This is a genomic window from Dactylosporangium sp. NPDC048998 (assembly GCF_043197855.1).
Classification (GTDB): Bacteria; Actinomycetota; Actinomycetes; order Mycobacteriales; family Micromonosporaceae; genus Dactylosporangium.
The window spans coordinates 329,865-354,021 of record NZ_JBICTV010000001.1; the positions used below are offsets into that span (position 1 = coordinate 329,865).

General features: G+C 73.2%; 22 protein-coding genes and 1 pseudogene. 13 read left to right on the forward strand and 10 right to left on the reverse strand.

Annotated features, from left to right (window positions below):
* Positions 1–139: 139 nt before the first annotated feature.
* On the forward strand, positions 140–505 hold the full coding sequence (locus tag ACGFI8_RS01545) for a hypothetical protein (protein ID WP_392798382.1): 366 nt from the start codon (positions 140–142) through the stop codon (positions 503–505).
* A 1,278-nt stretch (positions 506–1,783) separates the two neighbouring features.
* On the opposite strand, the gene ACGFI8_RS01550 is transcribed toward ACGFI8_RS01545, so the two are convergent.
* On the reverse strand, positions 1,784–2,074 hold the full coding sequence (locus ACGFI8_RS01550; RefSeq protein ID WP_392798385.1) for a hypothetical protein: 291 nt from the start codon (positions 2,072–2,074) through the stop codon (positions 1,784–1,786).
* Between the two features lie 426 nt (positions 2,075–2,500).
* The gene (locus ACGFI8_RS01555) at positions 2,501–3,187 is read right to left on the reverse strand and encodes an IclR family transcriptional regulator (protein WP_392799587.1); all 687 of its coding nucleotides are present in this window, start codon (positions 3,185–3,187) and stop codon (positions 2,501–2,503) included.
* Positions 3,188–3,236: 49 nt separating this feature from the next.
* On the opposite strand from ACGFI8_RS01555, the gene leuC reads away from it, so the two are divergent.
* The 3 genes from leuC to ACGFI8_RS01570 all read left to right on the forward strand — a co-directional run bounded on the left by leuC (position 3,237) and on the right by ACGFI8_RS01570 (position 5,980).
* Positions 3,237–4,655: a 3-isopropylmalate dehydratase large subunit gene (gene leuC, locus ACGFI8_RS01560; RefSeq protein ID WP_392798388.1), complete on the forward strand. Its 1,419-nt coding sequence runs from the start codon at positions 3,237–3,239 to the stop codon at positions 4,653–4,655.
* A 15-nt stretch (positions 4,656–4,670) separates the two neighbouring features.
* Complete coding sequence (gene leuD, locus ACGFI8_RS01565; RefSeq protein WP_350548474.1) at positions 4,671–5,258, forward strand: 3-isopropylmalate dehydratase small subunit; 588 nt, start codon at positions 4,671–4,673, stop codon at positions 5,256–5,258.
* Positions 5,259–5,395: 137 nt separating this feature from the next.
* Positions 5,396–5,980 (forward strand): HU family DNA-binding protein, encoded by a 585-nt coding sequence (locus ACGFI8_RS01570; protein WP_392798391.1) that lies wholly within the window; start codon positions 5,396–5,398, stop codon positions 5,978–5,980.
* A gap of 67 nt (positions 5,981–6,047) precedes the next feature.
* On the opposite strand, the gene ACGFI8_RS01575 is transcribed toward ACGFI8_RS01570, so the two are convergent.
* From ACGFI8_RS01575 to ACGFI8_RS01595, 5 genes and pseudogenes are all read right to left on the reverse strand, one after another.
* The gene (locus tag ACGFI8_RS01575; protein WP_392798394.1) at positions 6,048–6,920 is read right to left on the reverse strand and encodes an NUDIX domain-containing protein; all 873 of its coding nucleotides are present in this window, start codon (positions 6,918–6,920) and stop codon (positions 6,048–6,050) included.
* Complete coding sequence (locus tag ACGFI8_RS01580; protein ID WP_392798397.1) at positions 6,908–8,428, reverse strand: CHAD domain-containing protein; 1,521 nt, start codon at positions 8,426–8,428, stop codon at positions 6,908–6,910. Before ACGFI8_RS01580 ends, ACGFI8_RS01575 begins: the two co-directional genes overlap by 13 nt.
* Before the next feature lie 26 nt (positions 8,429–8,454).
* A complete protein-coding gene (locus ACGFI8_RS01585; RefSeq protein ID WP_392799590.1) occupies positions 8,455–10,632 on the reverse strand; it encodes an RNA degradosome polyphosphate kinase in 2,178 nt (725 codons plus the stop codon).
* Between the two features lie 994 nt (positions 10,633–11,626).
* Positions 11,627–11,824: a cold-shock protein gene (locus ACGFI8_RS01590; protein ID WP_392798400.1), complete on the reverse strand. Its 198-nt coding sequence runs from the start codon at positions 11,822–11,824 to the stop codon at positions 11,627–11,629.
* 8 nt (positions 11,825–11,832) lie between these two features.
* Positions 11,833–12,162: pseudogene (locus tag ACGFI8_RS01595) on the reverse strand (2-phospho-L-lactate guanylyltransferase); the annotation flags it as partial.
* Between the two features lie 673 nt (positions 12,163–12,835).
* Here ACGFI8_RS01595 and ACGFI8_RS01600 point away from each other — a divergent pair.
* Genes ACGFI8_RS01600 through ACGFI8_RS01610 form a run of 3 tightly spaced genes read left to right on the forward strand, consistent with a single transcriptional unit; the run spans position 12,836 to position 15,764 of the window.
* The gene (locus ACGFI8_RS01600; protein WP_392798403.1) at positions 12,836–13,564 is read left to right on the forward strand and encodes a lysophospholipid acyltransferase family protein; all 729 of its coding nucleotides are present in this window, start codon (positions 12,836–12,838) and stop codon (positions 13,562–13,564) included.
* Entirely contained in the window at positions 13,561–14,592 is a 1,032-nt protein-coding gene (locus ACGFI8_RS01605; protein WP_392798406.1) for an NAD(P)H-dependent glycerol-3-phosphate dehydrogenase, read from the forward strand. Before ACGFI8_RS01600 ends, ACGFI8_RS01605 begins: the two co-directional genes overlap by 4 nt.
* Complete coding sequence (locus ACGFI8_RS01610) at positions 14,589–15,764, forward strand: cystathionine gamma-lyase (protein ID WP_392798409.1); 1,176 nt, start codon at positions 14,589–14,591, stop codon at positions 15,762–15,764. The genes ACGFI8_RS01605 and ACGFI8_RS01610 overlap by 4 nt, the downstream gene beginning before the upstream one ends.
* A gap of 127 nt (positions 15,765–15,891) precedes the next feature.
* Here ACGFI8_RS01610 and ACGFI8_RS01615 read toward each other — a convergent pair whose 3' ends face one another.
* Positions 15,892–16,431, reverse strand: a complete 540-nt coding sequence (locus ACGFI8_RS01615; RefSeq protein WP_392798412.1) for a DUF3515 domain-containing protein — start codon at positions 16,429–16,431, stop codon at positions 15,892–15,894.
* A complete protein-coding gene (locus ACGFI8_RS01620) occupies positions 16,431–16,664 on the reverse strand; it encodes an Lrp/AsnC ligand binding domain-containing protein (protein ID WP_392798415.1) in 234 nt (77 codons plus the stop codon). Before ACGFI8_RS01620 ends, ACGFI8_RS01615 begins: the two co-directional genes overlap by 1 nt.
* A 93-nt stretch (positions 16,665–16,757) precedes the next feature.
* Between ACGFI8_RS01620 and ACGFI8_RS01625 the strand changes: the two genes are divergently transcribed.
* Together ACGFI8_RS01625 and ACGFI8_RS01630 are read left to right on the forward strand one after the other, a co-directional pair.
* Entirely contained in the window at positions 16,758–17,768 is a 1,011-nt protein-coding gene (locus ACGFI8_RS01625) for a thiamine-phosphate kinase (protein ID WP_392798418.1), read from the forward strand.
* Between the two features lie 52 nt (positions 17,769–17,820).
* Positions 17,821–18,288: a GNAT family N-acetyltransferase gene (locus ACGFI8_RS01630; RefSeq protein WP_392798420.1), complete on the forward strand. Its 468-nt coding sequence runs from the start codon at positions 17,821–17,823 to the stop codon at positions 18,286–18,288.
* Between the two features lie 72 nt (positions 18,289–18,360).
* On the opposite strand, the gene rpmB is transcribed toward ACGFI8_RS01630, so the two are convergent.
* A complete protein-coding gene (gene rpmB / locus ACGFI8_RS01635; protein WP_392798423.1) occupies positions 18,361–18,552 on the reverse strand; it encodes a 50S ribosomal protein L28 in 192 nt (63 codons plus the stop codon).
* 194 nt (positions 18,553–18,746) lie between these two features.
* On the opposite strand from rpmB, the gene ACGFI8_RS01640 reads away from it, so the two are divergent.
* The 4 genes from ACGFI8_RS01640 to coaD are packed head-to-tail and all read left to right on the forward strand — an operon-like array spanning position 18,747 to position 24,137.
* On the forward strand, positions 18,747–20,756 hold the full coding sequence (locus tag ACGFI8_RS01640) for a DAK2 domain-containing protein (RefSeq protein ID WP_392798426.1): 2,010 nt from the start codon (positions 18,747–18,749) through the stop codon (positions 20,754–20,756).
* Positions 20,757–20,780: 24 nt separating this feature from the next.
* Positions 20,781–22,979 carry an ATP-dependent DNA helicase RecG gene (recG, locus tag ACGFI8_RS01645; RefSeq protein ID WP_392798429.1) on the forward strand — a complete coding sequence of 733 codons (2,199 nt, stop codon included), beginning with the start codon at positions 20,781–20,783 and terminating at the stop codon, positions 22,977–22,979.
* A gap of 47 nt (positions 22,980–23,026) precedes the next feature.
* Positions 23,027–23,605, forward strand: coding sequence for a 16S rRNA (guanine(966)-N(2))-methyltransferase RsmD (rsmD, locus tag ACGFI8_RS01650; protein ID WP_392798432.1), 579 nt, complete (start codon positions 23,027–23,029; stop codon positions 23,603–23,605).
* A 46-nt stretch (positions 23,606–23,651) separates the two neighbouring features.
* On the forward strand, positions 23,652–24,137 hold the full coding sequence (coaD, locus tag ACGFI8_RS01655; RefSeq protein WP_392798436.1) for a pantetheine-phosphate adenylyltransferase: 486 nt from the start codon (positions 23,652–23,654) through the stop codon (positions 24,135–24,137).
* The last annotated feature ends 20 nt before the right edge of the window (positions 24,138–24,157 follow it).

The window sequence follows — 24,157 nt, forward strand, 5'->3', positions numbered from 1 at the left end:
GCCGCGACGTGCTCGACCGCCTACCGTTCGGCCGGGAACTCCTTGGTGCGTTCGATTCTCGCCGGATCTGTCCACATGGCTGTCCAAGCTGCGGCGGGCCGCCACACCTCACGCCGGAAGGTCGCGCGCAAGAGCCGGCTTGTCCCGATCGGCTGGTGAACAACAGCTGCGTGGGCTTCGGCTTGGCGTCGAGCGCCTCGCGCAGCTGCGTGACCTCGTCCACGAGGAAGCTGGGCATCGGGATCGTGCGGACCCCGGCGCGGGTCTTCGGGTAGGGCTTGATGCTGCGCGCGCCGGCCGACTCGAGGTCGACCGCCCCCATCCGATGTCCAACAACTGGTACACCGGCAACGCCGCCGACGATGCCGACCAGCACCGCGGATGGCTGCTCGGTCACTTCATCGCCCCTGAGACGCCTGGCTCAGGCGTCCGTGCCCAAGACGCGGTGGAGGTGAAGTGGGGCATTCACCCCGTTGGCCAGCAGCCCCCGGAGTGGACCGGATGATCAGCGAACCACCATGCTGCTACTCGTCCAGGGGCGGTTCCGGCTCGACCTCACTGTGGGCAGCACGGTGCTTGGGGCGGCAGGGCGACTACGTCGTATGGGGGCCGGGCATTGACCACTCGTGGCAGGCCGAGGCCGATTCGGTGGTTGTCACCGTTCGCTGGCCGTCGCTGACCAGCTGAACGCCAGGCAGCAGGGACACCAGCGGGCTGCCCCCGGTGTCCCGGCTGTCCCCGAACGTGCCGCAAGCTGCGGTGACGCCGGGGACACCTCGGCCGGCAACACCACGGGGTGCGATCATGTCGCAGAATGGCCGTCATGATCGAGGCGGCTCGTGTGGTGGTGTCGCGGCCCGGCGGTCGGTGGAGAGACGTGCTCCGCTCTTATCACGTCATGGTCGATGGAGCCTTTGTTGGACGGATCCGTAGCGGCGGAACCCTGGAGGTGTCGGTGTCGCCTGGTCGACACCGGATCCAGGCGCAGATCGATTGGTCGGGAAGCAGGACTGAGGAGTTCGAGGCGGTAGCTGGCGGTGTGGTTCGGTTTCAGGTGGAGCCGGCCGGTAGCGTCCGTAACACCGTGCGGCAGTCGTTTACATCCGATGGATGGCTGCGGCTAGCCCGCATCGATTGACGTCCTAATCAGCCGCCAGCGGTGCTCGTTATGCCCCCAAGCGCTCGACCAGGGCTCGGGTGCGGCGCCCGTCCGTGCTGTACGTCACACCGATACGTTCGGATCTCCCTCCGCCTGGCCGCGCTGTCCTCGGGCGCGGGGCCGCCTCGGCGTCACCTCACGAGCGCGGCGGGTCAAACCCCATCGTCGGCGGCAGCTCACCGTCCGCGATCGGCAGGTAGCCGGCGTCCGCCTCAACACCGCCGCCAGGGCGCCGTCGGCGTCGCAGGAGAGGGCGCTGAGCGCGCTCAGGACGTCCGATCCGGCGGCGGGGGTACCCGAGGGGAGCCCGCCGACCCGATGAGCCGCACGCGGGCGTCGAGGCCGTCGTCGCTCCGCCTGTAGGCCCAGCGCCACAATGCCCTTGTTGTCCAGCGCGGGCAGGCTCGGCGGCGCCACGGCGCTCGGCACCGCGCCACCCGGCCGCGCGCCCGCGCCCGCGACGGCCAGCAGGTCGCCTTCCGGCGTCAGCCCGGCCCGGTACCGCGCGTCCAGGGCCGGTCCGGACGCGCGGGCGCGGCCCCACGCCGGCACCCCGAGCCGGTCGTCGAACCACGGCGACGCGCCCGCGCCGGTCAGGTGGGCGCGGGCGCGTCGCCCGTCCGTTTACAACTGGGTGGCGATCCCCAGGACTGCCGCGATGAACACGAACAGCCCGATCATCGCCGTCATGCAGCCGCCGCGGCCACTGCTGCTGCCGCCGCTGTTGCCGCTGCCGCCGCTGGACTGCGCGGGCGGTGGCAGCTGCGGCTCCTGCGGCGCGGGAGGGGAGTCCGGCGCGTCGGGCCCGCTCGGGCCGTGTTCCGACGGGGAGGCCGGCGTCCCCGACGTCGGGGTGGAGTGGATGCCCGCCGAGCCGTCCGGCTCGGGGCTGGCAGGTGTGGTCGAATCGGGCACTGGCGTTCCTTCCAGCTGATGCGCTCCGGGACCGCGCCCCGGATCCGCCGATGCAGGACGCGCCCGCGCCCGGGCGCCCCCGGACGCTCCGGACGGCACGTCTCGCCGAGATCGTAGGCGCGTCCGCGCGGCGCGCAACCCTGTCGGCGCCCGTCGCGGCCAGGACCAGGGCATCGGCGCCGTGCCCGACGCGTCCGCGCGCGATTCCCGCGAAGCCGGCTCCCTCGTCCAGGCGCCCTCAGGCACACGCACGGCGCCCGCGCTGCCGGGCGTCGAGGCTCGAAAACTCAAGGACGGACGCGGCGAGCACGAAGAGCCGCCGGCGAGCATCAAGAGCTGCGCCCGGCCGGAAGGTGACCGGCCGGGCGGAGGACGCGCGAATCGCGCGCGTGCGGTAGCGAGGCGGCAGGGGAGGAACCGAAGCGGCTACAGGCCCGACAGGCGCTGCCCGGCCCGCACGACGGCCATCGCGTGCCGATCGCCCGGGCGTCGGCCCAGGCGCTCGATCGGCCCGGAAACGCTGATCGCCGCGATGACCCGCCCCGTGCGGTCCCGGATCGGCGCCGAAACGCTCGCGACGCCCGCCTCGCGCTCCGCCACGCTCTGGGCCCAGCCGCGCCGCCGCACCTCCGCGAGGGTGCGCCCGGTGAACTTGCAGCGCGGCAGCAGCGGCATCACGGCCTCGGGCGGCTCCCATGCCAGGAGGACCTGTGCGGCTGAGCCGGCCGTCATCGGCAGCACGGCGCCGATCGGCACCGTGTCACGCAGCCCGCTGGCCCGCTCGGCCGCGGCGACGCACAGGCGTTCGTCGGCGCGGCGCAGGTACAGCTGCGCGCTCTCGCCCGTCGCGTCGCGCAGCGCGGTCAGCATCGGCTCGGCGGCGGTCAGCAGTACGTCCGGTGCTGCATTGGCCAGCTCGCCGAGCCGCGGTCCCGGGCGCCAGCGGCCCTGGGCGTCGCGCACGAGCAAGCGGTGGATCTCCAATGCCTGTGCCAGGCGGTGTGCGGTGGCGCGCGGAAGCTTGGTCCGCTCCACCAATTCCGCCAGGCTGGCGCCGTCGACGCAGGCGGCAAGGATGACGACCGCCTTGTCGAGCACGCCGACACCGCTCATACTGTGTCCCACAGACCGAAACATACCTCCCAAATTTTAGGATGTCCAGATGGTGGGAGAAGCCCGACAGCAGCCGCGAACGCTGGCGGAGAAGGTGTGGGACGCGCACGTCGTACGCACCGCCGCCGGTGAGCCCGATCTGCTCTACATCGACCTGCACCTGCTGCACGAGGTCACCAGCCCGCAGGCGTTCGACGGCCTGCGCATGTCCGGCCGCCCCGTGCGGCGCCGCGACCTGACGATCGCGACCGAGGACCACAACACGCCGACCGACAACCTGTTGACGATCAGCGACCCGGTGTCACGCACCCAGATCGAGACGCTGCGCCGCAACTGCGCCGAGTTCGGCATCCGGCTGCACTCGCTCGGCGACGCGCAGCAGGGCGTGGTCCACGTCATGGGACCGCAGCTCGGCCTCACCCAGCCCGGCATGACCATCGTGTGCGGCGACTCGCACACCTCCACGCACGGCGCGTTCGGCGCCCTCGCGTTCGGCATCGGTACGTCCGAGGTGGAGCACGTCCTGGCGACGCAGACGCTCTCGCAGGCGCGCCCGCGCACCATGGCGGTCAACGTCGTCGGTGAGCTCGGCCCCGACGTCACCGCCAAGGATCTGGTGCTGGCGCTCATCACCCAGGTGGGCACGGGCGGCGGCCGCGGGCACGTCGTGGAGTACCGCGGCCCGGTGATCGAGAAGCTGTCCATGGAGGGTCGGATGACCATCTCCAACATGTCGATCGAGTGGGGCGCCAAGGCCGGCATGATCGCGCCGGACGAGACGACCTTCGCCTACATCGAGGGCCGGCAGTACGCGCCGAAGGGTGAGGAATGGGAGCGCGCCAAGGAGTACTGGCGCAGCCTTCGCACCGACGACGGCGCCAAGTTCGACACCGAGGTGACGCTGGACGTCTCGCAGCTCACCCCGTTTGTCACCTGGGGCACCAACCCGGGCCAGGGCGCGCCGCTGGGCGGCTTCGTCCCCAGCCCGGACGACTTCGCCGAGAGCGCGGAGCGCGTCGCCGCGCAGAAGGCGCTGGAGTACATGGCGCTCACCCCCGGCACGGCGATGCGCGAGATTCCGGTCGACGTGGTGTTCCTCGGCTCGTGCACCAACGGCCGGCTGGAGGACCTGCGCGCCGCGGCCGAGGTGCTACGCGGGCGCAAGGTCGCCGACGGCGTACGGATGCTCGTGGTGCCCGGCTCGGCCTCCGTGCGCGCGGCCGCGGAGCAGGAGGGCCTCGACCAGGTCTTCACCGCCGCCGGCGCGGAGTGGCGCTTCGCCGGCTGCTCCATGTGCCTGGGCATGAACCCGGACACGCTGAAGCCGGGCGAGCGCTCCGCCTCGACGTCCAACCGCAACTTCGAGGGGCGCCAGGGTCGCGGTGGCCGCACCCACCTGGTTTCGCCCCCGGTCGCCGCGGCGACCGCCGTCTCCGGCCACCTCGCCGCCCCCGCCGACCTGAACTAAAAGGGACACGAACACATGGAGAAGTTCACCGTCCACACCGGCACCGCCGTACCGCTGCGCCGGTCCAACGTGGACACCGACCAGATCATCCCCGCCGTCTACCTCAAGCGCGTCACCCGCACCGGGTTTGCCGACGGGCTGTTCAACGCCTGGCGTTCCGACCCAGAATTCGTGCTCAACAATCCGGCGTACGAGGGCGCCTCGATCCTCGTCGCCGGGCCCGAGTTCGGCACCGGATCCTCGCGTGAGCACGCCGTTTGGGCGCTGCAGGACTACGGATTCCGGGCCGTCGTCGCCCCCCGTTTCGGTGACATCTTCCGTGGCAACGCGCTCAAGGCCGGGCTGCTGCCCGTCGAACTCGGCCTCGAAAACGTCGAGACCCTGTGGGCCGCGATCGAGGCCGACCCGAAGCTCGCGGTAACGGTCGACCTCGAGTCCCGCCAGTTGCGCGCGGGCGCCCACGAATGGGCCTTCCCACTGGACGATTTCAGTCGTTGGCGGCTGCTGGAAGGCCTTGACGACATCGGCCTCACCCTTCGCCACGAGGACGCTATCACCGCCTTCGAACAAGGCCGTCCGGAGTGGACACCCGTCGTTCACTAGCCCCCGCAGGGGCGTCTCGATGAGCCGCCGGTCAAATCCGTTACTCCACAACGATTTCTTTTCCGTCATATGTTTGTATCCTGTGTGCGTTGGGATACCTTGCCCACAGGGACTTCAATTCTGGTACGGGAGGAAACGTGAACAAGGCCGAGCTCATCGAGGCGCTCAGCGCTCGCCTGGGCGACAAGAAGTCGGCGAACGCGGCGCTGGACGCGGTGCTGGCCGAGATCCAGGCCGCCGTGACCAAGGGCGACAAGGTCGCCATCACCGGTTTCGGCGTGTTCGAGAAGCGCATCCGTGGCGCGAGAACCGCCCGCAATCCGCGCACCGGTGAAGCGGTGAAGGTGAAGAAGACGTCGGTTCCCGCGTTCCGCGCCGGCGCCAGCTTCCGCGAGATGGTCGCCAGCGGCAAGGTGCCGAAGGTCGCCGCGGCGAAGAAGGCCGTCGCGACCAAGGCCGCCACCGCGAAGGCGACGACCGCCAAGGCCACCACGGCGAAGGCGACGACGGCGAAGGCCGCTCCGGCCAAGGCCGCCGCGACCAAGACCGCTCCGGCCAAGGCCGCCGCCACCAAGACGGCGCCGGCGAAGAAGGCCGCCGCCAAGACGACCCGCGCCGCGGCGTCCACGGCGGCGCGCAAGACGACGACGGCCACCACGGCCGCCGCCAAGACCACCACGGCCGCCAAGAAGGCGCCGGCCAAGAAGGCCGCCGCCAAGTAAGGAAGCAGGCAACGAAAGGGCGGCGCCGCGAATCGCGGCGCCGCCCTTTCGCCATTTCCGCTTTCGACTATTGCAACGTCACCGGTGTCAGCCTGTCCCGCCCGACGATGCGCCCGTCCGAGAAGCACAGCACCCATCCGGCGCCCTTGCGGGTGTGGAAGTTGACGTCGGTGCGCTTCGTCAGCGCCGTGAGCAGCGGCGGCATCAGCTTGCCCTGGCTGCACACCACGGTCGTGCCGCCGCGCCCGGCCAGCTCGGCCAGCGCCGCGGCGGCCGGCTCCGGCTCCTGCAGCTCGTCGAACGTCGCGTCGACCTCCACCGGCAGCCCCAGCGGCTCCACGGTCTGGCGGCACCGCAGGGGGGTGGCCGACACCACCCGGTCCGGCCGTAGCAGCGCCAGCAGCCCGCTCAGGGCCCGCGCGTCCCGTTCCCCGACGGGCTCCAGGGGCCGCTCGGCGTCCGGGCCGGTCCACTCGCGCCGCCGGCCGGCCTTCGCGTGCCGTACCAGCGCCACCACCGCGGTGACCGGCGGCAGGCCCAGGAACGCGCGCACCACGCCCCGGTCGTGCGCGTAGCTCAGCGCCGACTGGGCGTCGGTGACCGGCACCCACCGAGCCTCCTCAATTTCGTCGTCGGCCGGCCGCGGCACCCACGCGGCCGCGCGCATCGACCAGAAGTCGACGAGCTTCTCCACGCCCGGCTCGCCGGTGAGGTATCTGATCGACGGCAGCCGCACCTGCGGTACCGCCTCCACCGACGTCTCCTCGAGCACCTCGCGGACCGCGGCGGTCAGCTCGTGCTCGCCCGGGTCGAGCTTTCCCTTGGGCAGCGACCAGTCGTTGTACCGGGGCCGGTGCACCAGCACGATCTCCGGCGCGCCGCCGCTGCGCCGCCACACGACGCCGCCCGCGGCGCGGACCACCGAGTTCACTTCAGCCATGCGATATTTTTATCCTCCAGCACCGACTCCCACACGGCCGGGAACTTCGCGCGGGCGCGCGTGACCGAGGCTCGTTCGCGTTCGAACAGCCGCCCCGCCGTGATCGCGAGGGCGTGGTCGCCGGGCGCCGCCGCGGCGGCGTCCAGCCACGCGTCCGCGGCGATCGCGGCGTCCTGATGCTCGCCGAGCACGCCCTGCGCCCGCGCGATGGCCTTCGCCAGCAGTACCGCGTCGGGGCCGACCACCACCGAGACCGCGTCGGCGGCGTAGCGGGCCCGCTTCGCCCGCTTGCGGACCTCGTGCCATTCGTCGTCGGGCAGGTCCGGGGTCAGCTCACCGGCGCCGGGCGCACGGCCCCCGCCGGACACCAGCCGCCGCCACGGCTTGCGCACGATGCCCGGCAGCACCTCGTTGGCGCGCTCCCGGGCCAGGGCCGACAGCCGCGGCGCCTGTACGGCCTCGACGAGCGCGTCGAGCAGCTTCACGTACCGCGGCGAGTGCAGCGCCGCGTCCAGCGTCGCCAGCGCCTCCTCCTGCCGCGCCGCCAGCGCCGCGTCGATGCGCCCCACCGCCTGCGGATCCGGCGGTACGAGCGGGTCGGCGGCGGCCGTGCGGTGCAGCCTCGCCCGCAGCACCTCGACGTCGCGCGCGCCCCCGAGCGCGGTGGCCAGCCAGGCCAGCTCCGCGCGCAGCTGCGCCGTCCACGACGGGTCCAGCAGCGCCTGGAACGTCTGCAGGTCGCTGCGCAGCCGGCGGGTGCCGACCCGCATCTGGTGCACGGGGGTGTCGCCGTTGGGCATGATCGCGCGCAGCCGCGCGAACGGGTCGTGCCCGAAGATGCGCGCGACGTCGCGGCGGATCGCCTCGGTCACCACGTCGCCGGCGCGGGGCCGGCGGCGCAGCGGCGCGGACACGACCAGCACCGGCGCCTCCAGCCGGCCCATCGCCCGCACGTGCTTGGGCACGAAGTCGCCCGCCTCCGCGCCCGCGCGCAGCAGCAGCCGTTCGATCTTGTCCAGCAGTTTCGGCCCGCCGTCGACCCGCTCGACCTCGATCTCGCGGAACCGGTGCGCGACCTTGCGCCCGTCGAGGACGCTCACGACGTCGTCGGCCACCTCGGCCAGGACCGCGCCGTCGCGGTCGGAGACCTCGTAGACGGTCCGCACCGTGCGCAGCACCGCCGCCGGCAGCAGGGTGCGCTCGCGCCGGTACGCCGTCACCAGATCCAGCAGGTCCGGCGGCACCACGCCCGCGCCCACGGACGGGCGGGAGTGCTCATGGCGCACCCCCGCCGTCGAGGACGGCAGCTTGACCGTCCAGACCTTCGCCGGGACATCGTTCTTGCGGTACCGCAGCGAAACCCCGTGCCGGGCGAGCAGCCGTTCGGCGGTGTCGTAGTAGGTCGCCCGCAGCATCACCGGCTTCCGCGCGCTCACCCGTCCGGCGGCGCTGAGGTCCGGCATCGTGAACCCGTCGTCGACCAGGTACTTGCGCTCTTCCTCCAGCATCCAGCCACCCTAAAGCTTGAACAGGCTCACTCCACCCGGTCGACGATGCGGCGCAGCAGGGCCTCCTGCGGGTTCCTGCCCGGCCGCCGGTGCCACGCGCCGTTGCCCGACAGCTCGAACGCGCCCGTCTCGTCGCTCATCATCAGGCCCAGCACCCGGTGCAGCTCCTCGGTCGACGCCGGGTCGGTCACCTGCACCAGGGCCTCCACGCGGCGGTCCAGGTTGCGGTGCATGAGATCCGCCGAGCCGATCCAGTACTCCGCGCGGGCGCCGTGGCCGAACCGGAACACCCGCGAGTGCTCCAGGAACCGGCCCAGGACCGAACGGACCCGAATGTTCTCCGACAGGTCCGGCACGCCCGGGCGCAGCGCACAGATGCCGCGCACGATCAGGTCGACCCGCGTCCCCGCGCGGCTCGCACGGTACAGCGAGTCGATGACCTCCTCGTCGACCAGCGAGTTCACCTTGATCTGCACGAGGCCGCCGGCACCGAACGCGACCTCGCGCTCGATCCGCTCGATGATGCCGCGGCGCACACCGTGCGGCGCGACCAGCAGGCGGCGGTAGGACGTCTGGCGGCTGTAACCGGTGAGCACGTTGAACAGGTCGGTCAGGTCCGCGCCTACCTCCGGGTCGGCGGTCAGCAGCCCGTAGTCCTCGTAGAGCCGCGCCGTCTTCGGGTGGTAGTTGCCGGTACCGACGTGGCAGTAGCGGCGGATGTGGTTGCCCTCCTGCCGCACCACGAGGGCCGTCTTCGTGTGCGTCTTGAGCCCGACGAGGCCGTACACCACGTGGCAGCCCGCCCGCTCCAGCGTCCGCGCCCAGCCGATGTTGGCCTTCTCGTCGAAGCGCGCCTTCACCTCGACGAGCACCACCACCTGCTTGCCCGCCTCGGCCGCGTCGACGAGCGCGTCGACGATCGGCGAGTCGCCGCTGGTGCGGTACAGCGTCAGCTTGATCGCCAGCACGTTCGGGTCCGCGGCGGCCTGCTCGATGAAGCGCTGCACGCTCGTGGAGAACGAGTGGTACGGGTGGTGCACCAGGATGTCGTGGTCGCGCAGCCGCGCGAAGACGCTGCGCGGCGTCTCACCCTCGGCGAAGTGCGGGTGCGTCGCCGGTACGAAAGGAGGGTCCTTCAGGTCCGGACGATCGACACCGTTGTACACCTCCCACAGCGCCGTCAGGTCGAGCAGACCCGGCACCCGCAGCACGTCGTGCGAGTCCATGTCCAGCTCGCGCACGAGCAGTTCCAGCACGTGGTCGGAGATCGAGGCGGCGACCTCCAGCCGTACCGGCGGCCCGAAGCGCCTCCGCGCGAGCTCCCGCTCCAGCGCCTGCAGCAGATCCTCGTCGCGGTCCTCGTCGAGCTCGACCTCGGCGTTGCGGGTCACCCGGAACAGGTGATGCTCGACCACCTGCATGCCCGAGAACAGCTGCCCGAGGTGCGCCGCGATCAGCTCCTCGACGGGCAGGAAGCGCATCACCCGCGCACCGTCGCGCGCGGCGTGCAGCGCGAAGAACCGCGGCACGTTGTTGGGCACCTTGATCCGCGCGAACAGCTCCGGCCCGCCGTCCTTCTCCCGCACCACCACGGCCAGGTTCAGCGACAGCCCCGAGATGTACGGGAACGGGTGCGCCGGGTCGACCGCCAGCGGCGTCAGCACCGGGAAGATCTGCTCGCGGAACGACGCGCGCATCCGCTCCCGCTCCGCAGGGTCCAGCTCCGTCCAGCGAACGATGTGGATGTTCTCCTCGGCCATCGCCGGCGCGATCTCCTCGGCGAAGACCCGCGACTGCCGCGACATCAGCGCGGACGTGCGCTCGGCGATCTGCTCCAACTGCTCCGTCGGCGGCAGGAACCCGGGCCGCCGCACCGGCAGCCCGGTCTGCAGGCGCCGCTTCAGCCCCGCGACGCGCACCATGTAGAACTCGTCGAGGTTGCTGGCGAAGATCGCCAGGAACTTGGCCCGCTCCAGCAGCGGCGTCGTCGGGTCCTCGGCCAGCGTCAGGACACGCGCGTTGAAGTCGAGCCAGGACAGCTCGCGGTTGAGATAGCGGTCCTCCGGCAGCGGCTTCTCTTCCTCCTGTACCCGCAGTGCGTCCCCTTCGGCCCCGAACAACCCGGCGCCGAGGTCCCCGCGGACGGCCTCTGGTGCTTCGGCAGGGGCGTCCGCGCGGTCGGCGGCGTACCCGGCGCCGCCCACGCCCTCGACGGCCTCGTCCCCGATCGCGGCCGAGCCCTCGGCCAGGGCGCCCGCCGCGGGCGCGTCCTCGCGTGCGGCTTCGACGCCTCCGAGCGCGGCTCCCGCGCCCTCGCCCGGCACCGCTGCTGCCTTCGCGCCCGCCTCCACGGCGACGCCCTCCAGGTCCGTCTCGCCTTCCGCCGGTGTCACGGCGTCCGCGCCCTCTGCCGGGGCCGCGATGTCTGTGGTGCCCGCCGGGGCTGCGGTGTCCACCGTTTCGGTGCTGACCGCGGCTTCCGCAACGGCCACGCCGTTGGTGTGCGCCCGGCTCGCGGTAGCCGGCTGGGTTGCATCCTGCGTGGTGGCGACCGTCGCCTTGACGCCGCCGGCTTGCGTCGTCGGCTTCGTGCCAGCTGCCTGCGTCGCCGACTTCGTGTCAGCTGCGTCCGTCGCGGGCTTGGCGGCGGACGCCTGCGTCGTCGCCCTTGCGGCAGCCGCGCGCGTCGCCGGCTTCGTGCCAGCCGCGTCCGTCGCGGGTTTGGCGGCAGCCGGCTTCCCGGCAGCCGCCTGCGTCGTGGGCTTGGCGGCGTCCGGCCGCCCGCCGGGCCTCGTCTCGGACGTCCCTGGGGCCGGCTCCGCGCCGTCGGCCGGCGGCTTCGGCTCCGTGGACTTCGCCGGAGTGCTCGCGGCTCGCCCGGGCGCGGACGACTTCGCCGGGGCCTTCTGCACCGGAACCCGATCGGGCGCCTTCGTCGTCTCTGTCGTGGCCTCGTTCACCGTGACCTCGCTCACCGTGGCTTCGTCGGCCGCTGCCGGCCGCGCGACCCTTGTGGCTCGACGAGCCCGCGCCGGGTCCCCACTCCCGCTGGTCCTCGTCGTCTTGGGTGGTGCACTCGCCGGATCGGGCCGCTGGGCGGCATTGCGCGGGCGGCTTCGACCGGTTGTGCTCTCGTCCACCGGATCATCATGGCCTGTTTGTGCCGGTCTCAACATGAACTTCCCGCTGCTTGGCGAATCACGGCAGGGTCGGGATCGTGACCTTCGTGATCGTGCCCACATCGTCGTGGTCGAGCCGAACCCGCTGGCCGAGCCGCAGGTGCCGCAGCCCGGACGCGTCGAACGCCGCGGCCGGGAACGTCACCTCGACCCCGTCGTCGAGCAGCACCGTGCCGGTGCGACTCGCGTCGTCGAACGTCGCCACTGTGCCCTGCATGCCGATCACGCTACCGTGCAGAGGACTTGTCCGGTATGTGCGCCGAGTCCCAGCCGCGCCGCCGCATCGAGATCGGCCGCGGTGTCCACGTCGCGTCGAAGGCTCGGCCATGCTCCGTCGAGCCGCACCGCGCCCGAGCGCAGGTGCGCCGCCGCCGATCCCGGCCCGAACTGCGGCGCCAGCGCCTCCCCGGCCGGCGTCGCGAGCAGCACGGTCCCGGTGCCCTCGAGGTCCGGCACGAACGCCCGCCGCCCTGCCCGCACGGCCGCGACCAGGGCGGACTCAAGATCCTCGGGCCGCATTGCCGGCAGATCCGCCGTCAGTGCGACCACCGCGATCCCGCCCGCATCCGCGCGCATCACGTCGACGTGCGCCGCGTCCGCGCGCTCTGCCCCGTTGTGCGCTGCGTCCGGGCGTCCTACGCCGATGTGGGCTGCGTCCGCGCGGTCTACGCTGATGTGGGAAACGTCCGTCCGACCTGTGTCGATGCGCGTCATGTCCACGGGCCCGGCGTCGTCCGCCGGCCTGGCCTCCGCGTGCGCCGCGTCGGTGGGGCTTGGGCCGTCGGGTGGGAGACCCTCCGACCGGTGGCAGGGCGCGGTCGCGCGCTGGGCGGCCTGGGCGCCGTACGACAGGGCTGCGTTGAGGCCGGCGGCCGGGGCATCGGGCAGGCACAACGCGCCCAGGGCGGTCAGCTCGGCGCAGACCGCGGGGTCGTCGCAGACCACCACGACGCGCGCCACCGCGCGGCAGGCGAGCGCGGCGGCTACCGTGTCGCGTGCCATGGCCAGCACCAGGTCCGGGTGTACGGCCTCGGGCACGGCGCCGCGCAGCCGCGTCTTGGCCGCTCGCAGGGGTTTGACCGGCACCACGGCCACCCAGGCGGCCGGCCGGTCGGGAGCCGTCGGCTGGGTGGACGACTGGCCGTGGCAGTGCATGAGCCATCCTGACACGGCCAACGGGCGCCCGGCAGTGGCATGATTCGCAGCAGAACCGTGAGGGGAGGGTGAGATGGTGCGCCGGAGGCTGGGCTTCTGGCGGCGTTTCGCCGTCATGACCGTCAAGCCCGCGATCCAGGTGCTGACCCGCCGCACCTGGCGGGGCATGGAGCACATCCCGGCCGAGGGCGGCGTGATCATCGTGGTCAACCACATCTCGCACGCTGACCCGCTGGCGGTCGCGCACTACATCTACGACGCGGGCCGATGGCCGTCCTTCCTGGCCAAGTCCAGCCTGTTCGAGGTGCCCGTGCTCGGATACCTGCTGAAGTCCGTGCGCCAGATCCCGGTGCGCCGCGGCACCACCGACGCGGTCAAGGCGCTCGAGGCCGCCCGGGCGGGCGTCCGCGCAGGCGAAGCCGTGGTCATCTACCCGGAGGGCACCACGACCCGCGAGCCCGACCTGTGGCCGATGCGCGGCAAGACCGGCGCCGCCCGGCTGTGGCTGGACACCGGGGCACCCATGATCCCGATCGTCATGTGGGGGCCGCAGCGGATCTACGACCCGCGCACGAAGAAGCTCAAACTGCTTCCGCGCGCGAAGGTCACCGTCGTGACGGGCGACCCCATCGACCTGTCGGCCTGGGCGGACGCGCAGCCCACGGCGCAGATTCTCGCCGAGATCACCGACCACGTCATGCTTCACCTGCGCGACATGCTGGTGGAGATCCGGGGCGGCACCCCGCCGCCGCTGTGGACCCCGAAGCGCACCGCGCAGCGACCCGAAGAGCAGGCAGCATGAGCATCCAGCGCGCGGCGGTACTGGGCGCCGGCTCGTGGGGCACGGCCTTCGCCAAGATCCTGGCCGACGCCGGTACCCCTCACGTCACCATCTGGTCGCGCCGCCCCGAGCTCGCCGCCTCGATTCGGGATCAGCACCACAACCCGGACTATCTGCCCACGATGTGGCTGCCGGAGGCGGTCACCGCGACGTCCGACGCGTTCGAGGCCATCGAGGGGGCCGACCTCGTCGTGCTCGCCGTGCCGTCGCAGACGCTCCGGCACAACCTCACCGCCTGGCGCGGGGCGATCGGCGCGGACGCGACGCTCGTCAGCCTCATGAAGGGCATCGAGCTCGACACGCTCAAGCGGATGAGCGAGGTGATCGTCGAGGTCGCCGGCGTCGAACCGGAGCGCGTCGTCGTGGTCACCGGCCCCAATCTGGCGCCCGAGATCGCCGCCGAGCAGATCGCGGGCACCGTCGTCGCCTGCCGCGATATCCGCCGCGCGGAGCTCGTCCAGCGCGCGATCAGCACGCGGTACCTCCGGCCGTACACCAACGACGACGTCGTCGGCTGCGAGCTCGGCGGCGCCGTGAAGAACGCCATCGCGCTCGCCTACGGGATGGCCTCCGCGCTCGGGTTCGGCGACAACACCAAGGCCACGCTGATCACCCGCGGCCTGGCGGAGACCGCCCGCCTGGGCGCGGCCCTCGGCGCCAATCCGATGACCTTCGCCGGCCTCGCCGGCCTGGGCGACCTCATCGCGACGTGCTCCTCGCCGCTGTCGCGCAACCGTACGTTCGGCGAGCGGCTCGGGCGCGGCGAGACCCTGGAACAGGCGCAGCTCGCGACCCGCCAGACCGCCGAGGGCGTCAAGAGCTGCCTGTCGATTCGTGATCTCGCGCACAGCGTCGGCGTCGAGATGCCGATCACGGAGCAGGTCGAGCAGGTCTGTCACGAGGGCGTCGACCCGCTCAAGGCCATCGCCGCGCTGATGGCGAGGGAGACGAAGCCGGAGCGCCCGGGCGTCCCCTCGACCGGCCAGTGACCAGCGAATTCCGGGACGCGACCGCCGCGCCCGCGCCGTCGCCGCATGGCGGCTCCTGGCCGCCCCGTGGCGACGGTACGCGCGTCGTCCATGCCGGGGTGCCGGCGCCGGTCGCGGGGGAGCCGTTCCTGCCCTCCCCGGTGTTCGGGGCGCCCTACCACCTCGATCCGGTCGCCGGGCCGCAGCCGGGCGTGGACGGATACGGGCGGACGGACAACCGGACGTACCGCCTCCTGGAGCAGGCCATCGGCGAGCTGGAGGGCGGCGAGTGCGTCGTGTTCGCCTCCGGCATGGCGGCGATCACCGCCGTCCTCCTGGCCACGCTGCGCGGGGGCGACACCGTCGTGCTGCCCGGCGACGGGTACTTCCTCACCCGCGCCTTCGCCGCCGAGCACCTGCCCGGGCGCGGGATCGAGGTGCGCACGATGCCGACCGCGGGGCCTTACCCGACGTTCGACGGCGTCCGGCTCCTGCTGCTGGAGACGCCGTCCAACCCGGGCCTGGACGTGTGCGACGTGGCCGACCTGGCCGCGCGGGCGCACGCGCGCAGGGGCCTGGTCGCCGTGGACAACACCACGCCGACGCCGCTCGGGCAACGGCCGCTCGACCTGGGCGCCGACTTCTCGGTCGCGTCCGCCACCAAGGCGCTGACCGGACACTCCGACATGCTGCTGGGCTACGTGTGCGCGCGTGACCCGGAGCTGCTCGCGACGATCCGCACCTGGCGCGCGCGGACGGGTGGCATCCCGGGGGCGTTCGAGGCCTGGCTCGCCCACCGGTCGCTCGGGACGCTCGACCTGCGCCTGGCGCGTCAGACCGCGAACGCGGCCGCCGTGAGCGAGCTGCTGGCGGGCCATCCGGCGGTCGCGTCCGTGCGGTGGCCCGGGCGCGCGGGCGATCCCGCGTACGAGGCGGCGGCCCGGCAGATGCGCCGCGTGCCGGGCGTGGTGACGTTCACGCTGGCGGACAAGGCGGCCGTGGACCGCTTCCTGGCCGCGTCCGAGCTGGTCTTCGCCGCCACGTCGTTCGGGGGGCTGCACACCACGGCGGACCGGCGGGCGCAGTGGGGCGACGACGCCCCCGAGGGCCTCGTCCGCTTCTCGTGCGGCGTGGAGGACACCGCCGACCTGGTCGCGGACGTCCGCCGCGCCCTGGACGCCGCACTGGGCTAAGCCGGACCGAATGCACGGTCGCGCGGACGCGAGCACGATCGCGCGGCTGCCGGTGCCGCGCGGACGCGAACGGGCGAAGTGGCAGCTGCGCCGCCGGAAGATGCGAGCCCGAACCGAGGGGAGCGGTTCAGCAGTGCACGGGGCCGGGGTCCGTGGCGGGCACGGTGGCGACGATCGGCGCTGAAAGATTCACCAGCCAGGACCCGTCGACGGACTTCGGTACCACGACGCGGAGGGCGACGTCGCGGTCCACGGACTGCCAGACGGTCTCGCCGGGGCGCTCCTCCGGGAACCAACATACGCCCGACAGGCCGAGCAGCTGCGCGTCCTGCGGAACCGCCGGCTTCGACACGCCGCAGGACAGCACGATCGGCGGGTCGCCGAACGCGGCGTTCTGCTCGCCGCCGGCCGTCACCGGGCGGCGCTGGAGGCCGCCGAGCGTGTCCGGCAGCTTCGAAACCAGCGCACGGCACACCGTGGCCGGGCTCGGGGCGAGTCCGGGCGCCTCAGCGGGTACGGCTGCCAGGTTTTGCGGTTTTTCCGCATGACTCGGAAAGCCGCCCAGGCCCCAGAAGGCGACCAGGCCGACCACCAGCGCGACCGGCAGTGCCGCGAGGGTCGCGATCCTGGCCGGGCCCGCTGCGGGGCGTGTTGTGTCCGTGGTCACTACAAGTGCACCACCGAGCAGGTGACGGTGCGGGTGATTCCGGGCACGAGCTGCACCTTGGACACGATGAGCTGCCCCAGCTCGTCGATGTTGCGCGCCTCCGTGAGGACGACGACGTCGTAGGGGCCGGTGACGGCGTCGACACGGACCACTCCGCTGAGGCCGTGGATAGCCGAGGCCACATCGCGTGCCTTGCCGACCTCTGTTTGGATCAGGATGTATGCCTGTACCACGACACGACTCCCTCCCTGCGCCCGAGCGCTGACCAGGCGTCAACCTACCGCAAGAATGGAATCGGCAAATCAACCGCCGTGCGTGATCATGCCATGACACGCGGCGTCGGCGACACTATCGAACATCACGTTGGAGGACGGGTGACCCTAGCAACCGCCGGGGAGTTCGGGCTGATCTCGCGGGTGACGGCCCGGCTCGGGGCGGCGTCGCCCTCTGTTCTGCTCGGGCCGGGGGACGACGCGGCCCTCGTCGCGGCCCCGGACGCGCGCGTTGTCGCGAGCACGGACGTGCTGGTCGACGGGCGGCACTTCCGCCGGGACTGGTCCAGCGCGCGTGACGTCGGCCACCGCGCGGCCGCGGCCAACCTCGCCGACATCGCCGCCATGGGTGCACGCCCCACCGCGCTCCTGGTGGCCCTCTGCGCCCCCGCCAACCTGCAGATCTCGTGGGCCGAGGAGCTCGCCGACGGGCTGGCCGCGGAGGCGGCCAAGACGGGCGCCACGGTCGTGGGCGGGGACACGTCGGCGAGCCCGACGCTGACCATCGCGGTGACCGCGCTCGGGGACCTGGAGGGGCGGGCGCCGCTGGTGCGCTCGGGCGCGCGCCCGGGCGACGTGGTGGCCGTGGCCGGGCGGATCGGGCACGCCGCGGCCGGGTACACGATCCTGTCGCGCGGGTTCCGCTCGCCGAAGCTGCTGGTCGACGCCCACCGGCGGCCCGAGGTGCCGTACCACCTGGGCCCGGTCGCGGCGCGGATGGGCGCGACGTCGATGATCGACGTGTCCGACGGGCTGCTCGCCGACCTCGGCCACATCGCGGCGGCCAGCGGCGTCGGCATCGACCTGCGCCGTAGTGCGTTCAGCGTGCCCGAGCCCATGCGCGACGCCGCGACCGCGCTCGGCGTCGATCCGTACGGCTGGATCCTCGCCGGCGGCGACGACCACGCCCTCGCCGCCACCTTCCCGCCCGACATCGAACTGCCGGCGGAGTGGCTCGTCGTGGGCACCGTCGTTCCGTCCAGTCTGCTCACAGCGGGTGACGGCGTGACGGTCGACGGGCGCAGGTACAGCGGCGGTGCGCCCGGATGGGATCACTTCCGGTGACGGAAGCCCGCCGAAGCAGTAAGGGCCCTCACGCCCCGTACCCTTTACGCTCGTGACCGAGATCGACATCCGACTGACCCGCTACGGCTCGCGGGTCGCCACCGAACTCACCACCGCCGCGCTCGCCGACCTGAGCGAGCGGTACGGCGGCGAGGGGGACACCACCCCGATCGTGCCGGGCGAGTTCGACCCGCCGGAGGGCGCGTTCCTCGTCGCCTATCTGGACCACACGCCGGTCGGCTGCGTCGGCTTCCGCACGTTCGCCGAGGACGAGACGACGGCGGAGCTCAAGCGGCTCTACGTGCCGCCGCAGTTCCGCGGCCGCGGCGTGGCGAAGGCCCTCCTGACCGCCGTGGAGGACGCTGCGCGGCAGGCCGGGCGGCAGCGGATCTGGCTGGAGACGGGCACCGCCCAGCCCGAGGCGATCTCGCTGTACGAGCGGAGCGGATATGCGCGAATCGAGGATTTCGGGCACTACAAGGGGTACCCGGACGTGCGGTCGTTCGGGCGCGATCTCTGACGCCGCGGCCCGGCGACCCGAGCACGGCAAAAGGCCCCGTGACCGCGTCACGGGGCCTTTCGGCGGGCTGAGTCAGCCGCGGACGACGTTGCCGGCCTTGAGGCAGGAGGTGCAGACCTGCATCTTCCGCGTGGTGCCGCCACCGGCCGGGGTGCGCACCGTCTGAATGTTGGGGTTCCAACGGCGGTTGGTCCGCCGGTGCGAGTGGGACACGTTGTGGCCGAAGCCCGGTCCCTTGCCGCAGACGTCGCACACGCTAGCCACGGGGATCTCCTGGGATTGATTTGCAGTCTCGGGTCGGAACGGGCCCGCGTCGCGGATCTCGTTCCAGGCGTCACCGGCCGGGTGAGCGGCGGGCAACCCGGAAAGGTTACCTGATCCTCGCCCGCGACACCCAATCGGCCCTGTCGGCGGCACATCCGTGGGGAATGGGGGTACTCACCGTTAGGCTCTGGCGCGTGCCAGACAGCGTGGACGCCGCGACCGTCCGCCGGTGGTGTGCCGCCGGCCTCGACGCGCTGCGGCGCCATCGGGCCGAGATCGACGCGCTCAACGTCTACCCGGTCCCGGACGGCGACACCGGCACCAACCTCGCGCTGACCATGGCCGCCGCCGTGGAGGCAGCGGACGGCGCCGCGGTGGGCGACGTCCTGCGCGGCGCGGCGCGCGGCGCCCTGCTGGGCGCCCGGGGCAACTCGGGGATCATCCTGGCGCAGCTGTTCAAGGGGCTCGCCGACGCCCTGGACGGCGTGGCCGCGGCGGACGCGGCGCAGCTCGCCCGGGCGCTGGACGAGGCCGCCCGCGGCGCCTACCGCGCGGTCGCGGCGCCTGTGGAGGGCACGGTGCTCACCGTCGGCGCGGCCGCCGCCCGGGCCGCGCTGGCCGCGGCGGACGGCGCCGGAGCGCGGTCCGGGGGCGTCGCCGCCGTGGCGAGGGCGGCCGCCGAAGGGGCGCGCGTCGCGCTCGCACGGACGCCCGAGCAGCTGCCCGCGCTCGCCCGGGCCGGCGTCGTCGACGCCGGCGGGCGCGGCCTCGTGGTGCTGCTCGACGCGCTGGTGCAGACGCTGACCGGCGAGGCGCCGCCGCCCGGGGGCGCGCCGGGGCCGGCGACGCCGCCGGCCCCGCGACCGGGCGGGACGATGGAGCGCGAGGCGGGCTCGGGCGAGTACGCGTACGAGGTGCAGTACCTCCTGCAGGCCGGCGCGGCGGCGGTCGAGGCCCTGCGCGGCGTCCTGGCGGGGCTCGGCGACTCCCTCGTGGTGGTCGGCGACGACCCGACCTGGCACGTCCACGTGCACGTCAACGACGTCGGCGCGGCCATCGAGGCGGGCGTCGAGGCCGGGCGGCCGAGCCGGATCTCAGTGACCCGGTTCGCCGACCAGATCACCGCCCGCGCGGAGGCCCCGCGACCCAGGACCGCCGCGGCCGTGCCATCGCAGAGCGCCCCGCCCGACGCGCGCGCGGAGGCGGGCGCGCCTGCCGGCGTGCGCGCGGACGCGGGCTCCCCGGTCGGCGTGCGCGCGGACGGGGGCTCCCCGGTCGGCGTGCGCGCGGAGGCAGGCGAGACGGCAGGTGTGGGTGCGGAGGCGGGCGCCAGGGCCGGCGTGCGTGCGGAGGCGGGTGCCCCGCAGAGCGTGCCCGCGGGGGCGGGCGCCCCGGTCGGCGTGCGCGCGGAGGCGGGCGAGACCGGAGCGGGGCACCGGGAGCGCGCGGACGCGGGTCGTGAGGAGCGCGCGGACGCCGGGCGTGAGGAGCGCGAGGCGGAGCACTGGGAGCGCGCGGACGCAGAGCACGGGGAGCGCGCCGAGGCGGGGCGCCGGGATAGCGGCGTGGTCGTCGTATGCAGCGGCCCGGGCCTCGCCCGGCTGCTCGAGGCCGAGGGCGCCACGGTGCTGACCGGCAGCCCCTCCACCGGCGAGATCCTCGACGCGATCCGCGGCACGGGCGCGGGCCGCGTCGTGGTGCTGCCCAACGACCCGAACGTCCTGGCCGTCGCCGCGGCCGCCGCCGCGGAGGCGCGCGCCGCGGGCGTCCGCGCGGGCGTGGTGCCGACCCGCTCCCCGGTGCAGGCGCTGGCCGCGATGGCGGTGCGCGACGCCGAGCGGCGGTTCGAGGACGACGTGATCGCCATGGCGGAGGCGGCCGCGCGGTGCCGCGCGGCCGAGGTCACGATCGCCGGCCGGGAGGCGCTGACGGTGGCCGGGCGGTGCCAGCCGGGCGACATCCTCGCGATCGTGGACGGCGAGGTCAACCTGATCGGGCAGGATCTGTCGCAGACCGCGTGCCTGCTGCTGGACCGGATGCTCGCGGGCGGCGGGGAGCTCGTCACCCTGGTCTCCGGCCGGGACGCGCCCGAGGGCCTGGCCGCCGCCCTGACGGCGCACGTCGAGGGCTCCTGGCCGTTCGTCGAGGTCCAGTGCTACGAAGGTGGCCAGCCGCATTACCCACTGCTCGTGGGAGTGGAGTAGCAACGAGACGGGGAAAGAGCCGAAGTGGCCGACATCGACCTGACCACGCCGCTGCAGAAGGTGCTCGGGGGCAACGGCGCGAAGCTGCTGGCCGAGCACCTGGACCTGCACACGGTCGGCGACCTGGTGTACCACTTCCCGCGCCGTTACGAGGAGCGCGGCGAGCACACCGACATCCGGGCGCTGGAGATCGACACCGACGTCACCGTGTTCGGGCAGGTCAAGCGCGTGACGTCGCGGCAGTTCACGCAGCAGCGCGGCAGCACGCGCGGCAAGCGGGGCTCGCTGGTCGAGGCGGTCATCGGCGACGACAGCGGCGGCGAGATCAGCGTCACGTTCTTCAACCAGCCGTGGCGGGAGAACCAGCTGCGCCCGGGCCGGTGGGGGCTGTTCTCCGGCAAGGTCGGCCGGTTCAACCAGAAGCTGCAGCTCAACCAGCCCGACTATGTGCTGCTCGACGCCGGCGAGGGCGAGGAGGCGGTGGAGGAGTTCGCCGGCGCGATCATCCCGGTGTACCCCGCGACCGCGCGGGTGCCGACGTGGCGGATCGCCGCAGCGGTGCGCACCGTGCTCGATGTCCTGCCGCCCACGCCCGACCCGGTGCCGGCGACCACGCGCGCGGGCCGCCGGCTGTCCGCGCTGGACAAGGCGCTGCGCGAGATCCACCGGCCGGAGTCGCAGCAGTCGCTGGCGATCGCGCGGCGGCGGCTGAAGTGGGACGAGGCGTTCGCGCTGCAGCTGACGCTCGTCCAGCGCAAGAAGCGGGCGGAGGACTGGCCCGCGGTGCCGCGCCCGCGCCGCGACGACGGGCTGCTCGCGACGTTCGACGCCGGCCTGCCGTACGAGCTGACCCGCGGCCAGCGCGACGTCGGCGACGAGATCGCGGCCGACCTGTCGCGGCCGCACCCGATGCACCGGCTGCTGCAGGGCGAGGTCGGCTCCGGCAAGACGCTGTGCGCGCTACGCGCGATGCTGCAGGTCGTCGACGCCGGTGGCCAGGCGGCGATGCTCGCCCCGACCGAAGTCCTGGCCGTCCAGCACCACCGCAACGTCGTGGACCTGCTCGGCGGCATGGCCCGGGCCGGCGAGCTCGACGCCGCCCCGGAGGCCACCCGCGTGGCGCTGCTGACCGGGTCGCTGGGCGCGGCCGCGCGCCGCCGCGTCGTGGAGGAGATCCGCAGCGGCGGCGCGGGCATCGTCGTCGGCACCCACGCCCTGCTCTACGAGGGCGTCGACTTCGCCGACCTCGGCCTCGTCGTCGTCGACGAGCAGCACCGCTTCGGCGTCGAGCAGCGCGACGCCCTGCGGACCAAGGCGGACCAGCCCCCGCACGTGCTCGTCATGACCGCCACGCCGATCCCCCGCACGGTCGCGATGACCGTGTTCGGCGACCTGGAGACGTCGGTGCTCAGCCAGCTGCCGCGCGGGCGCTCGCCGATCGCCTCGCACGTCGTGCCGGTCACCGAGAAGCCCGCGTTCCTGGACCGGGCCTGGCGGCGGCTGCGCGAGGAGGTCGCGAAGGGCCACCAGGCGTACATCGTGTGCCCGCGCATCGGCGACGCCAAGTCCGACGGCGAGGACGTCCCGCCGGCCGGCGACGACGGGCGCCGGCCCCCGGTCGCGGTCCTGGACGTCGCGCCGCAGCTGGAGGACGGGCCGCTGCACGGCCTGCGCATCGGGGTGCTGCACGGGCGCCTGCCCGCCGACGAGAAGGACGCGGTGATGCGCTCCTTCGCCGCCGGGCAGCTGGATGTGCTGGTCGCCACCACAGTCATCGAGGTCGGCGTCGACGTGCCCAACTCGACGATGATGATCATCCTCGACGCCGACCGGTTCGGCGTCTCGCAGCTGCACCAGCTGCGCGGGCGCGTCGGGCGGGGCAGCGCGCCCGGGCTGTGCCTGCTGGTCACCGAGGCGGGGGAGGGCACGCCCGCGCGGGCGCGCCTGGACGCGGTCGCCTCCACCACCGACGGGTTCAAGCTCGCCGAGCTCGATCTGGAACAGCGCCGCGAGGGCGACGTGCTGGGCGCCTCGCAGTCCGGCCACCGCTCGCACCTGCGGCTGCTGTCGCTGCTGCGCGACGCCGAACTCATCGGCGAGGCCCGCACGGAGGCGATGGAGCTCATCGGCGAGGACCCGGAGCTGGAGCGGCACCCGGCCCTGGCCGCCACGATCGCGCGGCTGGTGGACGAGGAGCGGGCTGAGTACCTGGAGAAGGGCTGACGCCGCGTGAGCCAGATCACACCGGACCGGCGCATACTCTGGAGTGCGTGACGCGCATCGTGGCCGGGGCGCTCGGCGGCCGGCGGCTCTCCGTGCCGGCCGGGCAGGGCACCCGCCCAACCTCGGATCGGGTCCGCGAGGCGCTGTTCAGCAGCCTGGACAACCTGCTCGACCTCGGCGGGGCCCGCTTCGCCGATCTCTACGCCGGCTCGGGCGCGGTCGGGCTCGAGGCGTGCTCGCGCGGGGCCGCCCACGTGCTGCTCGCCGAGGCCGACGCCAAGGCGGCGCGGGTCGTCCGGGCCAACATCGCGGCGCTCGGCGTGGGTGGCCGGGTGCGGCTGGTGACCGACAAGGTCGAGCGGCTGGTCGCGGGGGAGCCGGACGGGGCGTACGACGCGGTGTTCGTCGACCCGCCCTACGCCGTGACCGACGAGCGCGTCGGCGCGGTGCTGGAGGCGCTGGCCGGGCGCTGGCTGGCGCCCGACGCCGTGGTGGTGGTCGAGCGGTCCAGCCGGGGTGCCCCGATCGCCTGGCCCGGGGGCCTGCTCCAGCTCGCCGAGCGACGCTACGGTGAGACGGCACTGTGGTACGCCCGACGCGATCAGGACGGCTCACGCGCCGCCTGACCGGAGTTTTGGTACGGTCCCCGCTCATGAGGCTTGGGCTGGTGCAATGAGGCGCGCGGTCTGTCCCGGTTCGTTCGATCCGGTCACGAACGGGCACCTGGACATCGTGGGTCGATCATCGAAGATGTTCGATGAGGTCGTCGTCGCGGTGCTGATCAATCAGAGCAAGGCCGGGCTGTTCACCGTCGACGAGCGGCTGGAGATGCTCGCGGCCGTGACCGCGCCGTACGCCAACGTCCGGGTCGATGCCTTCCAGGGCCTGCTGGTCGACTTCTGCCGCGCCAACGACATCACCGCGATCGTCAAGGGCGTGCGGGTGGCCGGCGACTTCGACTACGAGCTGCAGATGGCCCAGATGAACTACGGCCTCAGCGGCATCGAGACGCTGTTCATCCCGACCAACCCGAAGTACTCCTTCGTCTCCTCGAGCCTCATCAAAGAGGTCGCCAAGTGGGGCGGCGACGTTTCGCCACATGTACCCGATCTCGTGGCGAATCGCCTGCGGGAGCGGTTCGCCTCGGTCCGAAAGTAGTTGCGAAACCCCGAGTGGCG

Coding starts and splice junctions, on each gene's coding strand:
- ACGFI8_RS01555 (WP_392799587.1), bottom strand. CDS start 3,187: ATGAGCGGTGTCGGCGTGCTCGACAAGGCGGTCGTCATCCTTGCCGCC.
- leuC (WP_392798388.1), top strand. CDS start 3,237: ATGGTGGGAGAAGCCCGACAGCAGCCGCGAACGCTGGCGGAGAAGGTG.
- leuD (WP_350548474.1), top strand. CDS start 4,671: ATGGAGAAGTTCACCGTCCACACCGGCACCGCCGTACCGCTGCGCCGG.
- ACGFI8_RS01575 (WP_392798394.1), bottom strand. CDS start 6,920: ATGGCTGAAGTGAACTCGGTGGTCCGCGCCGCGGGCGGCGTCGTGTGG.
- ACGFI8_RS01580 (WP_392798397.1), bottom strand. CDS start 8,428: ATGCTGGAGGAAGAGCGCAAGTACCTGGTCGACGACGGGTTCACGATG.
- ACGFI8_RS01590 (WP_392798400.1), bottom strand. CDS start 11,824: ATGCAGGGCACAGTGGCGACGTTCGACGACGCGAGTCGCACCGGCACG.
- ACGFI8_RS01600 (WP_392798403.1), top strand. CDS start 12,836: ATGGTGCGCCGGAGGCTGGGCTTCTGGCGGCGTTTCGCCGTCATGACC.
- ACGFI8_RS01605 (WP_392798406.1), top strand. CDS start 13,561: ATGAGCATCCAGCGCGCGGCGGTACTGGGCGCCGGCTCGTGGGGCACG.
- ACGFI8_RS01625 (WP_392798418.1), top strand. CDS start 16,758: ATGACACGCGGCGTCGGCGACACTATCGAACATCACGTTGGAGGACGG.
- coaD (WP_392798436.1), top strand. CDS start 23,652: ATGAGGCGCGCGGTCTGTCCCGGTTCGTTCGATCCGGTCACGAACGGG.